Source organism: Pseudomonas sp. NPDC089396 (assembly GCF_044749545.1).
Classification (GTDB): Bacteria; Pseudomonadota; Gammaproteobacteria; order Pseudomonadales; family Pseudomonadaceae; genus Aquipseudomonas.
In genome coordinates, this window is record NZ_JBIVIC010000011.1 from 32,912 (window position 1) to 50,306 (window position 17,395).

General features: G+C 64.6%; 8 protein-coding genes. 4 read left to right on the top strand and 4 right to left on the bottom strand.

Going from position 1 to position 17,395, the window contains the following annotated elements; genetic code table 11:
• Position 1: 1 nt before the first annotated feature.
• The 3 genes from ACIPZB_RS19885 to ACIPZB_RS19895 are packed head-to-tail and all read left to right on the top strand — an operon-like array spanning position 2 to position 3,720.
• Positions 2 to 571 (top strand): GNAT family N-acetyltransferase, encoded by a 570-nt coding sequence (locus ACIPZB_RS19885; RefSeq protein ID WP_400642348.1) that lies wholly within the window; start codon positions 2 to 4, stop codon positions 569 to 571.
• Positions 568 to 2,673 (top strand): capsular polysaccharide biosynthesis protein, encoded by a 2,106-nt coding sequence (locus ACIPZB_RS19890; RefSeq protein WP_400642241.1) that lies wholly within the window; start codon positions 568 to 570, stop codon positions 2,671 to 2,673. Before ACIPZB_RS19885 ends, ACIPZB_RS19890 begins: the two co-directional genes overlap by 4 nt.
• Before the next feature lie 3 nt (positions 2,674 to 2,676).
• Positions 2,677 to 3,720 (top strand): phytanoyl-CoA dioxygenase family protein, encoded by a 1,044-nt coding sequence (locus tag ACIPZB_RS19895; protein ID WP_400642242.1) that lies wholly within the window; start codon positions 2,677 to 2,679, stop codon positions 3,718 to 3,720.
• Positions 3,721 to 3,823: 103 nt separating this feature from the next.
• Here ACIPZB_RS19895 and ACIPZB_RS19900 read toward each other — a convergent pair whose 3' ends face one another.
• Both ACIPZB_RS19900 and ACIPZB_RS19905 read right to left on the bottom strand, forming a co-directional pair.
• Positions 3,824 to 5,176: an aminotransferase class I/II-fold pyridoxal phosphate-dependent enzyme gene (locus ACIPZB_RS19900; RefSeq protein ID WP_400642244.1), complete on the bottom strand. Its 1,353-nt coding sequence runs from the start codon at positions 5,174 to 5,176 to the stop codon at positions 3,824 to 3,826.
• A gap of 9 nt (positions 5,177 to 5,185) precedes the next feature.
• Positions 5,186 to 12,688, bottom strand: a complete 7,503-nt coding sequence (locus tag ACIPZB_RS19905; protein ID WP_400642245.1) for an SDR family NAD(P)-dependent oxidoreductase — start codon at positions 12,686 to 12,688, stop codon at positions 5,186 to 5,188.
• 499 nt (positions 12,689 to 13,187) lie between these two features.
• On the opposite strand from ACIPZB_RS19905, the gene ACIPZB_RS19910 reads away from it, so the two are divergent.
• Positions 13,188 to 13,892, top strand: a complete 705-nt coding sequence (locus tag ACIPZB_RS19910; RefSeq protein ID WP_400642246.1) for a class I SAM-dependent methyltransferase — start codon at positions 13,188 to 13,190, stop codon at positions 13,890 to 13,892.
• 80 nt (positions 13,893 to 13,972) lie between these two features.
• Here ACIPZB_RS19910 and ACIPZB_RS19915 read toward each other — a convergent pair whose 3' ends face one another.
• A complete protein-coding gene (locus tag ACIPZB_RS19915; RefSeq protein ID WP_400642247.1) occupies positions 13,973 to 15,235 on the bottom strand; it encodes a hypothetical protein in 1,263 nt (420 codons plus the stop codon).
• A gap of 126 nt (positions 15,236 to 15,361) precedes the next feature.
• Positions 15,362 to 17,356, bottom strand: a complete 1,995-nt coding sequence (locus ACIPZB_RS19920; protein ID WP_400642248.1) for a polysaccharide biosynthesis protein — start codon at positions 17,354 to 17,356, stop codon at positions 15,362 to 15,364.
• Positions 17,357 to 17,395 lie beyond the last annotated feature (39 nt).

Here is a 17,395-nt window from a genome sequence, read left to right on the forward strand (position 1 = left end):
CGTGGTGCATATCGTCCTGGGATCGGCGCTGGCCCCCGAGCGTGCCGCAGACCCTGCACTGGCGCACCTGCTGAGCCAGGGGCGCGGCTCGCTGGCATTTCTGCTGGGCGACAGCACCTGCCGCTTGCGCCTGCTGGGCGCAGGCATCCACTGGGACCGCGTGCTGCTGGCATTCGACGGCGAGCGGGCGGTGGGCTTTGCCGCGTTCAAGCATCACCGACGTGGGCCGTTCGGGTTGCACTGGCGGCCATTCGTGCGTGAGTTCGGGTTTTTCAATGGCGCCGTGCGGTTCGTTGGCTTTTGCCTGAGCGAGCTGCGCGAGTGGCGCTACGTTTTTTTGTTGTACGGCTTGCGCGTAGACCGCAGCGCGCGCAACCAGGGCATCGGCTCAGCGCTGGTGCAAGCCTGTTGCGCGCATGCCGCTGGCCAGGGCTTTGCCCGTATCGAGCTGGAGGTGCCGCTGAATAACCCCCGCGCCCGACGCCTTTACCTGCACAACGGATTCACCCTGCGGCGCAAGCGCTGGGTGCCTTTCCCACCCGTGCGCGGCATGTGGAGGTCGTTGCCATGAGTTCCCCGCAAGCGCTGGTAGAGGGCCCGGGCTGGGTCGGCGTCATGTCCCAGTGGGTGGCCTGGAAGGTGCTGCACCTGCCGCAGTTCCTTGGCCCGGAAGGCCCGCCGTTCTGGCTGTGGCGCCGAGGTTCGGGCAAGCCCAAGGGGCTCAAGGCCATCGCCGGTATCGGCTACAAGCAGTCGTCGGCCCATGCCCGCGTTTTGTGCCAGCGCTGGGGCCTGCCCTATATCGCGCTGGAAGATGGATTCCTGCGTTCTTCATCGTTGGGCATCGAGGGTGATACGCCCATGTCGATGGTGGTCGATCCCATTGGCATCCACTACCTGGCCGACCGGCCGTCGTTGCTGGAGAACATCCTTCAGCAACCCGAAGCGCTGACCGCCCCTGAACTGGCCTGTGCCCGCGAGCTGATCGCGCTGATGCGCAGCAGCGGCATCGGCAAGTACAACAATGCCCCTGACCTGCCCGCCGACGACCCGCTGGGCCGTGAACGCCCACTGGTGCTGGTGGTGGACCAGACGGCCGGTGACTATTCGATCCCCGGCGGCGGCCTGTGCGAAGCGGACTACGTGCGCATGCTCGACATCGCCCTGGCGGAAAACCCCGATGCCGATGTGCGTGTGCGCATCCACCCCGACTGCCTGGGCGGGCAAAAGCCCAGCTGCCTGCTGGCAGCGGCGAAGGCCCGTGGTGTGACGCTCGAAGCACGGCCCGTGGCCTGGGCCTCATTGGCCAGGCGCGCACGGCGGGTGTACATCGGCACCAGCCAGGCTGGGCTCGAAGCCTTGATCCAGGGCGTACCGGTGACCTGTTTCGGCCTGCCGTTCTATGCCGGCTGGGGCCTGACCGATGACCGCATGGCCATCCCCCGGCGCCAGGCCCGGCCTGACCTGGTGCAGCTGGTGGCCGCGGCGTACATCCGTTACTGCCGATATGTCGACCCGCTGACCGGCGCACTCACCGATGCCCTCACCGTAGCCCGGCAACTGGCGCGCAAAAAGGCCCGCGATGCGGAGTTTGCCGGGCATACCACGGTGTTGGGCGTGAAGCGCCACAAGCAGCACAACATTCGGCGTTTCTTCGCCAGCCGTTGGGGGCAGCTGCGCTTTGCCGTGGACAGCCCTGAACTGGTAACGCAAGTGGCTGCCGAACAAGGCCGGCTGCTGCTGTGGGCCGCGCGTGAGCCGGCAGACATGGCCGCACGCGCCAAGGCCGCCGGGGTGCCGGTATGGCGTGTGGAAGATGGCTTCCTGCGCTCCACCGGCCTGGGGGTGAACAACAGCCCGGCGTTGTCATTGGTGCTCGACCGTGGCGGCATCCATTACGACGCAGCTTCCGCCAGCGACCTGGAACAGCTGCTGCAGCACGGCGAGTTCGACCCGGCCTGCCTGGCCGATGCGGCGCGACTGCGTGAGCGCATCGTTGCCAGCGGCACCAGCAAATTCAACCTGCGCCAAGGGCCCTTGCCGGCCTTGCTCGGCCAACCGGGCCAGCGCCGGATACTGGTGGTCGGGCAAGTCGAGGACGATGCCTCGGCGCTGTGCAGCGGTGGCGGTGCCGGCTGCAACCTGCGCCTGCTGCAACAGGTGCGCGCGGCGCTGCCCCAGGCGTGGGTACTGTACAAACCGCACCCGGACGTGGAAGCGGGCAAACGCCAGGGACAGGTAGCCAGCGAGCACCTGGTCGGCCTGGCCGACCAGGTAGTGGCCGGGGCGGACATCGCCGAGCTGTACGGCCAGGTCGATGAGCTGCACACCTTGAGTTCCACGGCCGGTTTCGAGGCACTGCTGCGCGGCCTGCCTGTGGTGACCTATGGCACACCGTTCTATGCCGGCTGGGGTTTGACCCGCGACCACCAGCCATTGCCGCGCCGAACCCGGCGCCTGACCCTGGACCAGTTGGTAGCCGGCGCCCTGCTGCGCTATGCGCGCTATGCCGACGTCCAGCAAGCCCTGCCCTGCGATGCCTGGCACGCCCTCGCCTGCCTGGCCATGCCGCGCCCTGCGCGGCTGGCCGAATACCCGCGAGTGGCACCGTTGCTCAACTACACCCGGACCATGCTCGGCTGCGGCCGAGTGTTGCTCCCAGCAAAGGACTGAACCATGCCTGTTTCGATCCAGGACATCGGCCGCTACGCGGCACTCCCTTGGCATTGCTTGCAACTGGCCACCCACGCGAAATCGTTCGAGAACAACCCCGTACTGGGCAGCGCCCGGCTCAATGCCCTGGGTCTGCACGTGCAGCGCCGTCAACTGGCCATGGCCATGGCGGCCTGGCGCCGCCAGGCGCTGGCCAAGCGGCTGGATGCCGGCGAACGCGAGCACTTCGAGCAGAACGGATTTTTCATCCGTGAGAACGCCCTTCCCGTCGAGCAGTTCGCCGCCCTGCGCGCAGAGCTGGGCGAGTTGCGCAGCACCGGCTGGGAAATGCGCCAGGGCCGCGCGGTGACCCGACGCGTCAGCCTCGATCAGGACGTGCTGGCGCGAAATCCTGCGAGTGCGGCATTCGTGGCGGACCGCGGCGTACGCGACCTGATTGCCTATGCGTCATCCAATACCGGTGGCATCACCTATCAATTGCAGTCGATCGTGATTGATGCGGCCAGCGCCGACCAGGATCCGCAGACCCGGCTGCACGCCGACACCTTCCACCCGACGGCCAAGGCGTGGCTGTTTCTGGATGATGTGGAGGAAGACCAGGGGCCATTCAGCTATGTGCCCGGCTCGCATCGCCTGACCCCGGAGCGCCTGGCCTGGGAGTACCGGCAAAGCCTGGATGCCGCCCGTTCGCCCGAGCAGATGCACCGGGAAGGTTCGTTGCGCATCGACGAGCCTCAACTCGCCGCCCTCGGATTGCCCGCGCCCCGGCGCTTTGCCGTGCCGGCCAATACGTTGGTGGTCGCCGATACCTCGGGTTTCCATGCCCGCTGCGCGAGCCACAAGGCCAGCCACCGGGTGGAGATCTATGCCAGCTTGCGGCGTAACCCGTTCCTGCCGTGGCGTGGGGCACACCTGTTTGCGTTGCCGTGGATCGCCAATCATCACATGCGCTGGGATGTGCGGCTCAAGCGCTTGATGGGGTTCGACAAGAAGAGCCATTGGCGCTTCATCGAGCAGTTGAATGCCTATGAGGCGCCCTACATCTGAGCCTGTTCCGGCCTCATCACCGGCAAGCCGGCTCCCACAGGGACCGCGCCGTTTTGAGGTCGCGTGTGGGAGCCGGCTTGCCGGCGATAGGGTCGGCCCTGCCTCAGCCGAGCCGCGCCATCTCCTCGGCCACCACGGCCACCGTATGCCGTATCTGCTCCTCGCTGTGCTCACACGACACAAAGAACCGCACCCGCGCCGACTGCTCCGGCACCGCCGGGTACAGAATCGGCTGGGCATTGATGCCGCGCTCGAACAGCGCGCTGGACAACCGTCCGGCCTTGAACGAACTGCCGGTAATCACCGGAATCACCGCCAACCCTGTACTGGTTGCAGTATCCAACCCCGCTTCACGCGCCAGGCGCAGGAACAGCTGCCCTCGCGCCTGGACCTTGGCCACCCGCTCGCGGTCCCCGGCCAGCAACTGCAGCGCCGCCAACGCTGACGCCGCTACAGCCGGCGGCATGCCGACGCTGTAGAGGAACCCGGGCGCCAGGAACTTGAGGTGTTCGATCAGCGCCGTGCTGCCCGCGATGTAGCCGCCGCAACTGGACAGGGTCTTGCTCAACGTCCCCATCCAGATGTCCACATCATCCCCGGCCAGGCCGAAATGCTCGCCAATGCCCTTGCCGGTCGCGCCCATCACACCCAGCGAGTGTGCTTCGTCGACCATCAAGAACACTTTGTGCTTGCGCTTGAGTTCGACGAACCGTGGCAGCTCCGGGTAGTCGCCGTCCATGCTGTAGATGCCTTCGACCACCACCAGCACCCGCTCGAAATGCTGGCGCTGATCGCCCAGCAAGCGGTCGAGCGCCTGCCAGTCGTTGTGTGGAAAGCTCAGCCGACGGGCACCGGACAGTTGGATACCTTGCAACACGCTGTTATGGATCAGCTCGTCGTGCACCACCAGATCACGCGGGCCGAACAGGTAGCCGATGGTGGTGACGTTGGTGGCATGGCCGCTGACCATCACCACCGCGTCATCCACCCCGTACAACCGGGCCAGCTCACGCTCGAGCTCGCGGTGCAGCGGGCGGTCGCCCGATACCGGGCGGCTGGCCGACACCGAGGTGCCGTAGCGGTCGATGGCGGCCTTGGCCGCCTCGGCCACTTGCGGGTGGCCGGAATAGCCCAGGTAGTTGTAGCTGGCGAAGTTCAGGTACTCGCGCTCGCCAATACGGGTCGAGGCACCGGCAGTGCCTTCGTGCATGCGAAAGAACGGGTTGCTCAACCCAAGCCGCGCAGCGCCTTGCTGCATGACCCGCAGTTGCTGGTAGCCGGGGTGCTGGTCGAAGCGATAGAACGCTTCCGGCACCTGCAATGCAGCCTGCTGCGCCTGTTCCAGGGTCGCGCCCTGGGCCACTTGCGCAGCGCCTTGGCTGCGCCGCGCCAGCGCTTGCTGGATCAGGCGTTGCTTGGTATCGCCCGCCAGGCCGGTTGGAGTTCTTGCAGTCATCGAAGGCTCTTAATCAATCAGACGGTTAGGCGCCACACTGGCATCGGCCAGCTCGGCGTTCAGCTCAGCCACCTGCTCGGCACTGAGTTCGCTGCCATGCCGGGCCAGCACGTTCTGCGCCAGCTGCTGTTCGCCGCTGCCTTCGTCGCCGCGCAGCAGTTCCAGCAGGCGCACACTGAGCTTGTCGATGCTGGAGCTTTCACTGAGCTCCATGACCGGCAAACGAACGCCGAAACGCTCTTCCAGGGCGACCACCAGTTCCACGCTCATCAGCGAGTCGAGGCCCAGTTCCTGCAAGGGGCGCTGGGTGTCCAGGCGTGCAGGCGGCAAGCGCAGAATCTCGCAGACCTCGTGCTTGAGCATCTCGGCGAAGCGCTCGAGCAACGCAGCGTCGTCCAGCTCGGCGAGCATGCGCTGGATGTCTTCACCGTCATTGTCATCGTCCTGGTCGCCACCGTGGGCGCGGGCCAGTTCGGCGAAGCGCGGCGTGTTGGCACTTGGCAGGAAGCGTGACAAGGCCTTGAAGTCCAGTTCGAGCACGCCGTGGCCGTTGTCCCCGTCGAGCAGCATGGCTTCGAGCTGTGCCAGCGCCGCCTCGGCACGCAGGGCGGCGCCGCCCATGCGGCTTTGCAGGGCATCCTTGATCTGGCTGTTGCGGGCCAGGAAACCAACGTCGTCGATCGCCCCCCAGAGCACCGCGGTTGCCGCCAGGCCCTGGGCATGGCGGTGCCGCGCCAGGGCTTCGAGCCAGTGGTTGGCCGCCACGTAGTTGGCCTGGCCAGGGTTGCCGAACAGGGTGGTGGCCGAAGAGAACATGACGAAGAAGTCCAGCGCCAAGCCCTGGGTCAACTGGTGCAGGTACTGCGCACCCTTGGCCTTGGGCTCCAGCACGCGGCGCAGTTGCTCGCTGTCGAGGTTGCGGATCAGGCTGTCGTCGATCACCGTCGCGGCATGCACCAGGCCACGCAGTGGCCACGGGCTGGCGGCGATGCGCTGGAACACACCGTGCAGCTGACTTTCGTCGGTGATGTCACAGGCCACGGCCTGCACATCGAGGCCTTGGGCGTGCCACAGCGCCAGCTGCGGCTGCGCTTCGGTGCTGGCCGGGCCACGGCGGCCCAGCAGTACCAGGTGACGGGCACCCTTGTCGATCAGCCACTGCGCCGTGCGCAGGCCGAAACCGCCAAGACCGCCGGTGACCAGGTAGGTGGCGTCGGCCGCCAGCTGCAGCGCACGCTGGGGCTGCTCGCGGGTGTCGACCGTCTGTTCGATGGGGTTGCCGTAGGTGACCACGACCTTGCCGATCTGCCGCGCCTGCTGCATGTAGCGGTAGGCTTCGACCACCTGGTTGGCGTCGAACTCGCGGAACGGCAGCGGGTGCAGGATGCCCTGCTCGAACAGCGCCATCATTTCGCCGAACAGCCGGCGGGTGAGCTGCGGGCGTTCGCTCATCAGCTGGTCGGCGTCGATGCCGAAGTAGCTGATGTTGTTGCGGAACGGGCGCAGGCCGATGCGGGTGTTCTGGTAGAAATCGCGCTTGCCCAGTTCGAGGAAACGGCCGAACGGCTTGAGCACGCGGAAGTTGCGGTTGATCGCCTCGCCGGCCAGGGAGTTGAGCACCACATCCACACCACGCCCGCCGGTTGCCGCCAGCACCTGGTCGGCATAGGCCAGCGAACGCGAATCGTAGACATGGGTCACGCCCAGCAGGCGCAGGAAGTCGCGCTTTTCGTCGCTGCCTGCGGTGGCATGGATCTCGGCACCCAGCCACTTGGCGATCTGGATCGCGGCGATGCCGACGCCACCGGCGGCGCCGTGGATCAGCACCTTCTCGCCCGGTTCCAGGCGCGCCAGGTGGTGCAGCGCGTAGTAGACGGTGAAGAACGTACTCGGGATGGTCGCCGCCGCTTCGAACGACATACCGTCGGGGATTCGGGCCACGGCGTTGGCGTTGGTCACCAGGCGGTTGGCGAAGCTGCAGGGGCCAAAGCCCACCACGCGATCACCCGGGGCGAAGTCGCCCAGCACCTCGGCGCCTTTGCCTTGCACCACGCCTGCGAATTCGAAGCCCAGGGTCGGGCCGGAGAAACCATTCTCGATGGCCTCGTCGGACAGCAAGCCGAGGGCGAACATCACGTCGCGGAAGTTCAGCCCGGTGGCGCGCACGGCGATGTCCAGCTCGTCGGCCGCAGGCACGCGAGGCTCGCGGACTTCCCAACGCAGGTTGCGCAGCTGGCCTGGCAGGTCGAAGCCCAGGCACACCCAGTGCTCGGCCGAAACGCCGCGCAGGGCTCCGCTGGCCAGCACGCGCAGACGCGGCACGTAGCGGCGGCCTGCGCCATCGAGCGCCAGCTCGGTTTCAGCATCGGCATTGAGCAAGGCCGGCAACGCCAGCTCGACGGGCGCGTCAAAGGCCAGGTCGAGCAGGCGAATGCGGCAGTTCGGCGACTCGTTGGCCAAGGTGCGACCGAAGCCCCAGAAAGCGGCATCGGCAATCGCGTCGATGGCGGCAGCGGTGTCGCCGCCGTACAGGTGCTCGGCGGCACCGCGGCAGAGCAGCCAGCACTGCGGGGCCATGTTCAGCGACTCGCAAGCCTGCACCAGCGCTGCTGCCTGCAGGCAGCGCTCGGCCTGGCCATCGAGGCCGGCAGCGCTGTCGAAACCAGCCAGGTGCAGCACATGCTCCGGCGCCTGGCCCAGTGCAGCCAGCTGGCTGGCCAGCGCCTGGGCATCACCGGGCAGCAGCAGGCTGACATGTTGGCCCGCTTCGCGCAGTTGCTCGGCAACGCGCTGGGCGGCGCCGTGCCCGGTTTCGGCCAGCACGGCCCAATGCTGCACGGCAGGCTCAGGGGAGGCACTCGCCGTCGTTGCCGGCTTGTCGGCCAGCAGCAGGTAGCTGCCGCAAGCGTTGCCCGGCAATGCATCGACTGTGCGCAATGCGCTCAGGCCGTGACGTTGCAGTTCATGGCTCCAGAACGCCGGGCCTTGCTGACGCGACAGCGCCTGCTCGGGGCCGGCCAACCACCAATCGGCCTGGGCACCGAAGACAAAGTCGGCCCAGCGCGCCGGGTACTGTCCCAGCAGCGCCAGTTGGCCATGGGGGTTGAGCTGCGCCGCCGCCTGGCGCAAGGCATCGCCGACTGCGGCCAGGGCGCCCAGGTCACTCGGCAGCAGCACCCAGTCGAAGTGGCCGGCCTCGGCCAGTTGCGCGGGGGCCAGCACCGTCAGCGCCGGGCAATCGTCGCGCAGGCGTTGTTCGAGGTCTGGCTCGGCCACGCAGTACAGGTAGTCGATACGGTCGAAGTCCAGCCCGGCATACAGCAATTCGGCAAACGACGCCCCGCCAAAGCCGAACTCCAGCACCCGCAGGCGCTGTCCGGCCGGCAGCCGCGCCAGACGCTCGGCCAGGGAATTGCCGATACCGGCGAGCAGGCGCTGCTGGCCCGCCGCGCCGAGGACCAGGCGGGCCAGGCTGGCGCCACTGGATTCGCGTGGCAGCAGGCTGTCGAGCGCCTGGCTGCCGTCGAGCAGCGCCGGCAGGTGGCGACCGATGCGGCCCACCGAGTGGATGATCTGGAAGTACTCGGGGTAGCTCTGGAACAGCTCCTGCCAGATCGCCTCCGACGCCGGCCGCTCGCCACTGTCGGCCAGTTGCCAGCTGCCATCGGCGCCGCGCAGCAGGCTGCCATCCTGTTCGACCTGGCGCAGCAACGCCGCCAGGTAGTCGCCCTGGCCTTGCGACCACAGCGCGACCTGCTCGGCACTCAGACGCCCGCCAGCCTGCTCGACCAGGTCGAGCACGAAGCTTGCGCACAGCACGTCGAGCAGCGGCTCGACCTCGTTGAGGTAGCGCACTTGCGCCGGCTCGTCAGCCAGGCACTGCAGGGCGGTGGCCAGCGCCGTGGAGGCCACGGCATGGCGCTCGATCGGCACGACCGCGCCCGGCGCGGCCAGGCCGACGTGGCCCAGGCGTTTGATTTCGCCGCTACGGTCGTACTGCAGGCGCACGGCGCGCAGGCGCGCCTCCTTGATCGCCAGCACGGCATCGCCGTTGCCATCGAACAAGGTCACGTCCACCAACAGCGAATGCTCGGTGCGCTTGAGTTGGCGCACCTCGGCCAACGCCGGCACACCACCGGCCTTGGTGAAAGCGATCCGGCCCAGCTTGACCGGGATGAACGCAAGCCCTGGGTTGCGCCCCGGGCGGCTGGCCAACAGTTCGGTGATCAGCTGGAAGGCGCCGTCGAGCAAGGCCGGGTGCAGGTGCAGTTCGGCAAGCTCACCTTCGATGGCAGCCGGCACCGCCAGTTGAGCCAGTACCCGATCGGTCTCCACCCAGGCCGCTGCCACCGTCTGGTACGCCGGGCCGTAGTTGAGGCCGACCGCGCGGGTCAGTGCCAGGTGCTGCTCGGCGCTGAAGTCCGCCGCGCGCTGCGGCAAGGCTGGCGCACGGCCGCCCAGCAGTACGCCGCAGGCTTCGCCAGGCAGGCGCGCGACCACGTGTTGCACCCAGTCTTCGCGCTGAGCCAGGGAACGCGAGGTGATGCGCAGGGTGCCGTCGGCCTCTTCGACCTGCACGCGCACCTTCTTGCTGCCCTCGCTGCCCAGCAGCAGCGGGTTGTGGATTTCCAGCTCCTCGATGTCGACGAATTCGCCGGGCTGATGCAGCTGCGCCACCGCCAAGGCCAGCTCGGTAAAGCCAGCGCCCGGGAACAGCACCGACTCGCCGACCTTGTGGTCGGCCAGGGTCGGGAACAGTTGCGTGTCCAGGCGGTTTTCCCAGGTCAGCGCATGGCCCAGCAGCGGGTAGCCCAGCAGCGGATGCACGCGCTCACGGCTGAGGGTACCGAGGGATTCGGCACTGACCGGCAACTGGAAGTGGTCACGCTGCCAGGCGTAGTGCGGCAGGCTGAGCGGACGCCCGGTGACCGGGAAGCGTTGCGGCCACTGCGGTTCGGTGCCGGCAAGCAGCAGGCGCGCCACACTGCGTTCGAGCAACTGCAGACTGTGGTCGTGGCGCTTGAGGGTGCCGATTACCTGGCCAGGCTGCTCGCACTGGGCCAGCACGTCGTTCACGTAGCTGCGCAGGATCGGGTGCGGGCCGACTTCGACGAACAGGTTCAGGCCGTTGCGTACCAGGGTATCCAGGGCGCCCTGGAACAGCACCGGGTAACGGATGTTCTGCCACCAGTAGTGGCTGTCCAGGCGCTCGCCGGCCAGCTCGCCACCGACCACGGTGGAATAGAACGGAATCTGCGCGGCACCTGGGCGGATGTGCGCCAGGTCGGCGATCACTGCCTGCTCGATAGCGTTCATCGCCGGCGAATGGAAGGCGTAGTCCAGGTCCAGGCGGCGAGCAAAGACCTGGCGCTCGGCCAGGGCTTCTTCCAGCACGGCCAGGGCCTCGACCTCGCCGGCCACGGTTGCACCACGGGCGCTGTTTTCACCGGCCACGACCACACGGCCCGCCAGCTGCAGCGTCTCGATCAGCGCCGCAGTGGCCTCGCCGGACAAGCCGACTGCCGTCATCTGGCCGGTGCCACGGGTCATGCCTTGCAGGCGGCTGCGGTGGTAGATGACCTGGGTCGCGTCTTCCAGGCTCAGGGCACCGCTGGCCCAGGCGGCGGCCACTTCACCCACGCTGTGGCCGACCACCGCGACCGGGCGAATGCCTTCGGCCGCCAGCACACGGGTGACCGCCACTTGCAGGGCGAACAACGCCGGCTGGGCGATTTCAGTACGGGCGTAGCGGCCTTCGCCGTTCTCGCCCAGCAACTCGGCGCGCAGCGAATAACCCGCCAGCGGCTGGAACAGTGCATCCACTTCTTCGACGGCAGCGGCGAACACGGGCTGGCCGAGCATCGCCCGGCCCATGCCTTGCCACTGCGAACCGTTGCCGGAATAGACGAACACCGGCCCGCTGGCCGCCTCCAGTGCCTGGCCGGCTTCTAGCACCGCGCTCAGCTCGCTGAGCGTCGGATCCTGAGCGTAGTCGTCCAGCGCCTGGGCCGCTTCGGCAGGCGTGTCGCAGACCAGCATCAGGCGGTGGACATGGGCGTCGCGGCGGAACATGGACTGGTAGGCGACATCGTAGTAGTCGACCTCAGGATGCTCGGCCAGATAGGCGGCAAACCGCTCGGCCGTGGCGCGCAGGCCCTGCTCGGTCTTGGCGCTGAGCAGCAGCGGCACGCGCGCGGCATGCGAATTGGCCGCGGCAGCCTGGGCAGGCTCCGGGCTTTGCAGGATCACGTGGGCGTTGGCGCCGCCAAAGCCGAACGAGTTGACGCCGACGGTCAACTGCCCTTCGCGCTTGAGCGCCAGCGGCTCGGTGACCACTTGCAGGTTGAGGTCGCCGAACGGGATATTCGGGTTGAGCGCCTTGACCCCGATGGTCGCCGGCACGGTGCGCTCGGCCAGGCAGTTGAGTGCCTTCATCAGGCCGGCCACACCCGAGGCTGCCTCCAGGTGGCCAAGGTTGCTCTTGACCGAGCCGATCGGCAGCGGGTTGCCGGCGCCACGCGCCTGGCCCAGCGCTTCGCCGATGGCACGCGTCTCGATCGGGTCACCCACCGACGTACCGGTACCGTGGGCTTCCAGGTAATCCAGTTGTTCAGGTGCAATACCGGCCTTGGCGTAGGCCTGCTTGAGCAGCGCCGCCTGGGCGTCGGCATTGGGCAGGGTCAGGCTGGACTTGCGCCCGTCGGTGTTCACCGCACTGGCCGCGACCACGGCGAGAATGGTGTTGCCATCGGCCAAGGCCTGGTCGTAATCCTTGAGCAGGAACAGACCACCGCCCTCGGAGCGTGCATAGCCATCGCCGTTCTCGTCGAACGACTGGCACCGGCCAGTGCGCGAGAGCATGGTTGCCTTGGAGAAGATCATGAAGCCGAACGGGTGCATGTGCAGGCTGATGCCACCGGTCACGGCCTGGTCCACATCACCGCAGAGGATCGCCTGGCAGGCTTGGTGGAAGGCCACCAGCGAGGACGAGCAGGCGGTGTCGATGGCCATGCTCGGGCCACGCAAGTCGTAGAAGAACGACAGCCGGTTGGCGGCGATGCTCATGGTGTTGCCGGTGGCCGTGGCGCCGTCGATGGCCGCCATGTCATCGACCAGGCGGTAGGCCTGCTCGACACTGGCGATGCCCAGGTACACACCACAGTTGCTGCCACGCAGGCTGGACGGCTTGACCCCGGCGTTCTCGAAGGTTTCCCAGCACATTTCCAGAAGGATGCGCTGTTGCGGGTCCATCATCCCCGCCTCGCGCGGGGAGATATTGAAGAAGCCCGCATCGAACGCACTGACATCGCCCAGGGAGCCCGAAGCGAAGGTGTAGCTGGTGGCAGGGTTGGCCTTGTCCGGGTGCAGGAACTCGGCCTTTTCCCAACGCGAGGCGTCAACCTGGGTGACCAGGTCACGCCCTGCCATCAGGTTTTGCCAGAAGCTTGCGGCGGTAGAGCCGGGGAAACGGTACGAACAGCCAACGATTGCAACCTTTCTACGCTTAGTCAAAACCCATTCCTTTAAAACTCATCGGCACCGTCCCATCCTGCGGACAGCCGGCATGCCTGGCGCCTTGCCATGAAACTGGCTGGTCGTTGTGTGTCTGTGGTGGTCGTGCGGTTATCTGACGCTGCTTCGCACGCTGGGGGAGCTGGACCTTTGGTCGGGAGCTTGCGTGGGGAGGGTCAGATAGGTGTGCGGGGATGATACGCGGGTTCGGGAGGTGGTTAAACCCTGTGGATCGACCTGTGAAAAGCGCACCAAGCCAGGCCTGGGGAAAAAGCCCACGCTCGCGCCTGGACTGCACGCGAGTTTTCCCACCCACAGGTGAAGACAGTGGCAGGTAGCTGCCCACAGTGAATGGCCATCAAAGCAATGCCACCCGATGCCGCGATTGCCACGATTCCATTTGCAGGAATTAGCAGATAGTATCGGTCGCCTGACGTTTTTCGCACTTGGCTTCTTTGCGCGTTGTAGTTTTAGGATATATCCAAAATACGAGGACGGTATGAGCGAAGATAACAAAGAGCAATATCTCTCTTGGAAAAGATGGGACGACAGCTCGTTTGGCAAGCACAGCAAGTGGCACCAGGCTTTTTTCAAGTCCGAAATAAGAAAAACCGGCGTAACCAAGATCGAAAACGTTCTAGAAGTCGGCTTTGGCAACGGCGAGTTCATCTCATTTTCTGTGCAGTCCGGATTCAAGACCGTTGGCGTTGAAATAAGCGATGAGCTGGTCAAGATGGCGGGTCAGAACGGATATGAGTCCTACGCTGACCTCTCCAGCATTCCGAGCGGCAGGCTTTTTGATCTTATTGTGATTTTCGATGTTCTGGAGCATATCGACCAGCACGAAATTCCCAGCTTCCTGACCAGCCTCAAGCATTTCCTCAGCCCTGGCGGCGCCATATTGGCGAGGTTCCCCAATGGCGACAGCCCATTTGGCCGAACGCACCAGCACGGCGACGTCACTCACAAGACAACCATTGGCAGCGGAAAGATCAGGTATTTCGCGGAGTCCATTGGCCTTGATGTCAAATATTGCGGCGCCCCGTCCATGCCCATCGTGGGGTCACCCATGAAGTACGCGGCCTACAATATCTTCGCCAGCCCACTGCGCTGGTTCTTTGACAAATTTTTCGGCGTCTTGTACTTGCAACGCGGCGATATCACGTTCGCCCCCAACTTGACCGTCGTTCTCGCTCGGAGTTGACAGCCAGCGCCACTGCGAATGCTCTTATAAAAAACACCGGCCCAAGCACCGGTGTTTTTTATTGCCCTGCGCCACCAAAACTAGGTCGAGAGCACGCCTTGGCCAAGCATCGGCCGCTGTTTTTCGCCCCGCCCAAATATCAAGACCGTCAGCGCGAAGAACAGAAGCGAATACAAGTAGAAGCCACCCGCGGAGTTGATCGTGGACGACACCAGCACGGCCAGATAGAAAACGGCAAATTCCTTGTTGACCTGGAAGCTAAAGAACACGCCGAGCAGCACCGTGATCAGGAACCCTACAACCCCTACCACCCCATAGAAGAGCAGTATCGAAACCCACAGTGAGTTTTCACGCACCACGCCGAACAACGAAGGCATGAAAATCGACGACGAGTTCAAGCCGAAGCCGAACAACAGGCCCCCATGGTCCTTGACCAGCCCCATCGACAACAGGGTCGAGGTCAGCCTTTGGTTGGTGAAGGTTGTCGCCAGGCTATTTCTCAAGTCGTCGTAAAACATCACTTGCACACCGCAGGAGGCACGCCCCAGTGTGCGCTCAAAGCCATTCAGGCTGGTCACAAGCGACGCACAGTCAAGCGACAGCACTACCGCCACTACAGCCGCAGCAGCGCCGATCACGACGGCCCTCGCAAGGACACTGCGGACCAGATAGAAAAACGCGTACAAGAACACCGTGATCACCGTCACCAGGATGGAGATGGGCGAGAAGGTGATCGCCAGCGCCAGCAGTGCCAGAAATATATCGAGCTTCGAATGCCGCAGCCAACCCACGATGAACAGCACGGCCGTGATCGGGGCGAATGACGAGGGCTCGGACAGAAACGCCTGGGGCCTGACGAGGTGCTCGCCGATGTAGACGTTGATCAGGAACGCTTGCCCGGTCGCGTAGTAGACGAGCATTGATGCAACCGCCACGACAACCGAAAACCTCGACAGCAAGATGAACGCATCACAAAACGCGGGGAGCTCATCGCGACGCACGGTAATCGCATACATGCAGCACAGCAGCAGGTAGCCCCACAACCGCAACGAGGCAAACAGGTACTCCAACGCCGAACCAGGAAGCTGGGATTCTGGAATCACGTAGGCGTAGTAATAAAAAAACTGCAACAGCAAGGAAACACAGAAAAAGCCCAGGACCGCCAGAAGTGAAGCCAGCTTGACTTGATACCTGATCAAGGCATAGAGGGCCACGCCCATCTGAACCACGGCAAGGTTGAAGGAGACAAACTCGTTTTCCACGCCATATTGATAGCGATAAAAAAAGTAACCGCTAAGAAATATCATGAACTCTAACAATCTTGGCGCAACATAAGCTCTCACCCGCCCTCTCCTTTTGTAAACGCCGAAAAACTTGCCCGCTGTGGCCGTGCTCGCGACAAAAAAACAAGGCTTGAATTGGCCAATCAAGCCTTGCCTTACCCTGATCTGAATCCAGCAACAGGTGCCTTACAGCTGAAGGCGGCGCTGCTGATAGATCCAATCAACGATTTCTCCCTCGGGTGTATAACCAATGACCGTTTCACGAAGCAGCTGGCGAACGCGCACGAAATCGTCCTCTTCCACCGCAGCCAGCAACTGGCTCAACGCACTCTTGAGCGTGTCCCAGGGCAGGAAATCTTCTGCAGCGCTCATGATCATCGGATGCCCCGTGGGTATCACGTTGTCACCGATCAGTAGCTCCTCATAGAGCTTCTCGCCCGGGCGCAAGCCGGTGAACTCGATGGCAATGTCGCCCTGGGGGTTGCGTTCGGAGCGAACGCTGAAGCCTGAGAGGTGAATCATTTTCTCGGCCAGTTCGACGATGCGTACCGGCTCGCCCATGTCCAGCACGAAGACATCGCCGCCCTGCCCCATGGACCCGGCCTGGATGACCAACTGCGCAGCCTCGGGAATGGTCATGAAGTAGCGGGTGATCTTCGGGTGAGTGACGGTGACCGGCCCCCCCTCTTTGATTTGCCGGTGGAACAACGGAATGACCGAGCCCGACGAACCCAGCACGTTGCCAAAGCGAACCATGGTGAAGCGTGTCTTGTTGACCTGGGCGACGTTGCCTTTATCACCGTACAACACCGGCGCCAGCTCCTTGCTCAGTGCCTGCAGTACCATTTCCGACAAGCGCTTGGTGCTGCCCATCACGTTGGTCGGCCGTACCGCCTTGTCGGTGGAAATCAGCACGAAGTTGGGCACACCGGCCTGCACCGCTGCCTGGGCAGTATTGAGCGTGCCGATCACATTGTTATGAATGCCCTCGGCAATGTTGTGCTCCACCATCGGCACATGCTTGTAGGCGGCAGCGTGATAGACCGTCTCCACATGCCAGGTACGCATGACATCGAGCAACTGGTGCGGATTGCGTACCGAGCCCAGGATCGGCAGCACCTTGGTCGACAACGACTCACGTGCCACACGCTGATCCAACTCGGAAAGGATGCTGTAGAGGTTGAACTCACTGTGTTCGAGCAGCAGCAGCACGCGCGGCCTGAGGGTGAGGATCTGGCGGCACAGTTCAGACCCGATCGAGCCACCCGCCCCTGTGACCAGTACCACCTGGTTGTGCACGCAGCGCGACATGAGGTCTTTCTGTGCCGGCACCGCATCGCGACCGAGCAGGTCGGCAATGTCCACTTCCTGGATATCGTCGACCTTCACCCGGCCGCTAGCCAGGTCCATGAACCCGGGCACACTGCGCACGTGCAGCGGGAAGCCTTCCAGGTAGCCGAGGATCTCGCGCCGGCGGGCGCGGCTGATCGAGGGCAACGCCAGCAACAGCTCCTCGGCACCGGTCACGTCGATCATCCGCTGGATCTGCGAACGGCTATACACATGCAAGCCGGATATCACCCGATCAGTAATGCTGGCGTCATCATCGATGAAGGCCACCGGACGCATGACCTTACCCATGCGCAGCGCGGCAACCAACTGGTTGCCCGCCGCCCCCGCGCCATAGATCGCTACCTTGGGCAGGCCGTTGTCACGGCTGCCGAACGGTACGTTCGGCGGCATCCCGAACCAGTCACCGAGGAAGTACTGACGCATGGCCAGGCGCAGGCCGCCGACCATGATCAGGCTGAGCCACCAGTAATTGAAGACGATCGAACGTGGCACCAGGGGGCGGTGATTGCTGTACCAGAAAATCACCAGCCCGAGGATCAATGACGACAGCGTCACCGCCTTGACGATGGCGATCAGCGCATCGTTGCCCAGGTAACGCATCACGGCCCGGTACATGCCGAAGCGGATGAACAAGGGAATCGCGGTCAATGGCGCACTGAAAAACAACCACGGATGTTCCGTGATCGGGTTGTCCATTTCACTCACCCCGAGGCGCACGGCGAATGCCAGCCAAAGGGCTATCCACACCAGCACCACGTCCGCGGCCACCTGGATCAGGCGTTTCTGGCCGCGCGTAAGGTTCAGCAACCTTGAGCGAATCTTGTCCATATATCCCTCAATACCATTTCGCACCCAGGCATCACGGGG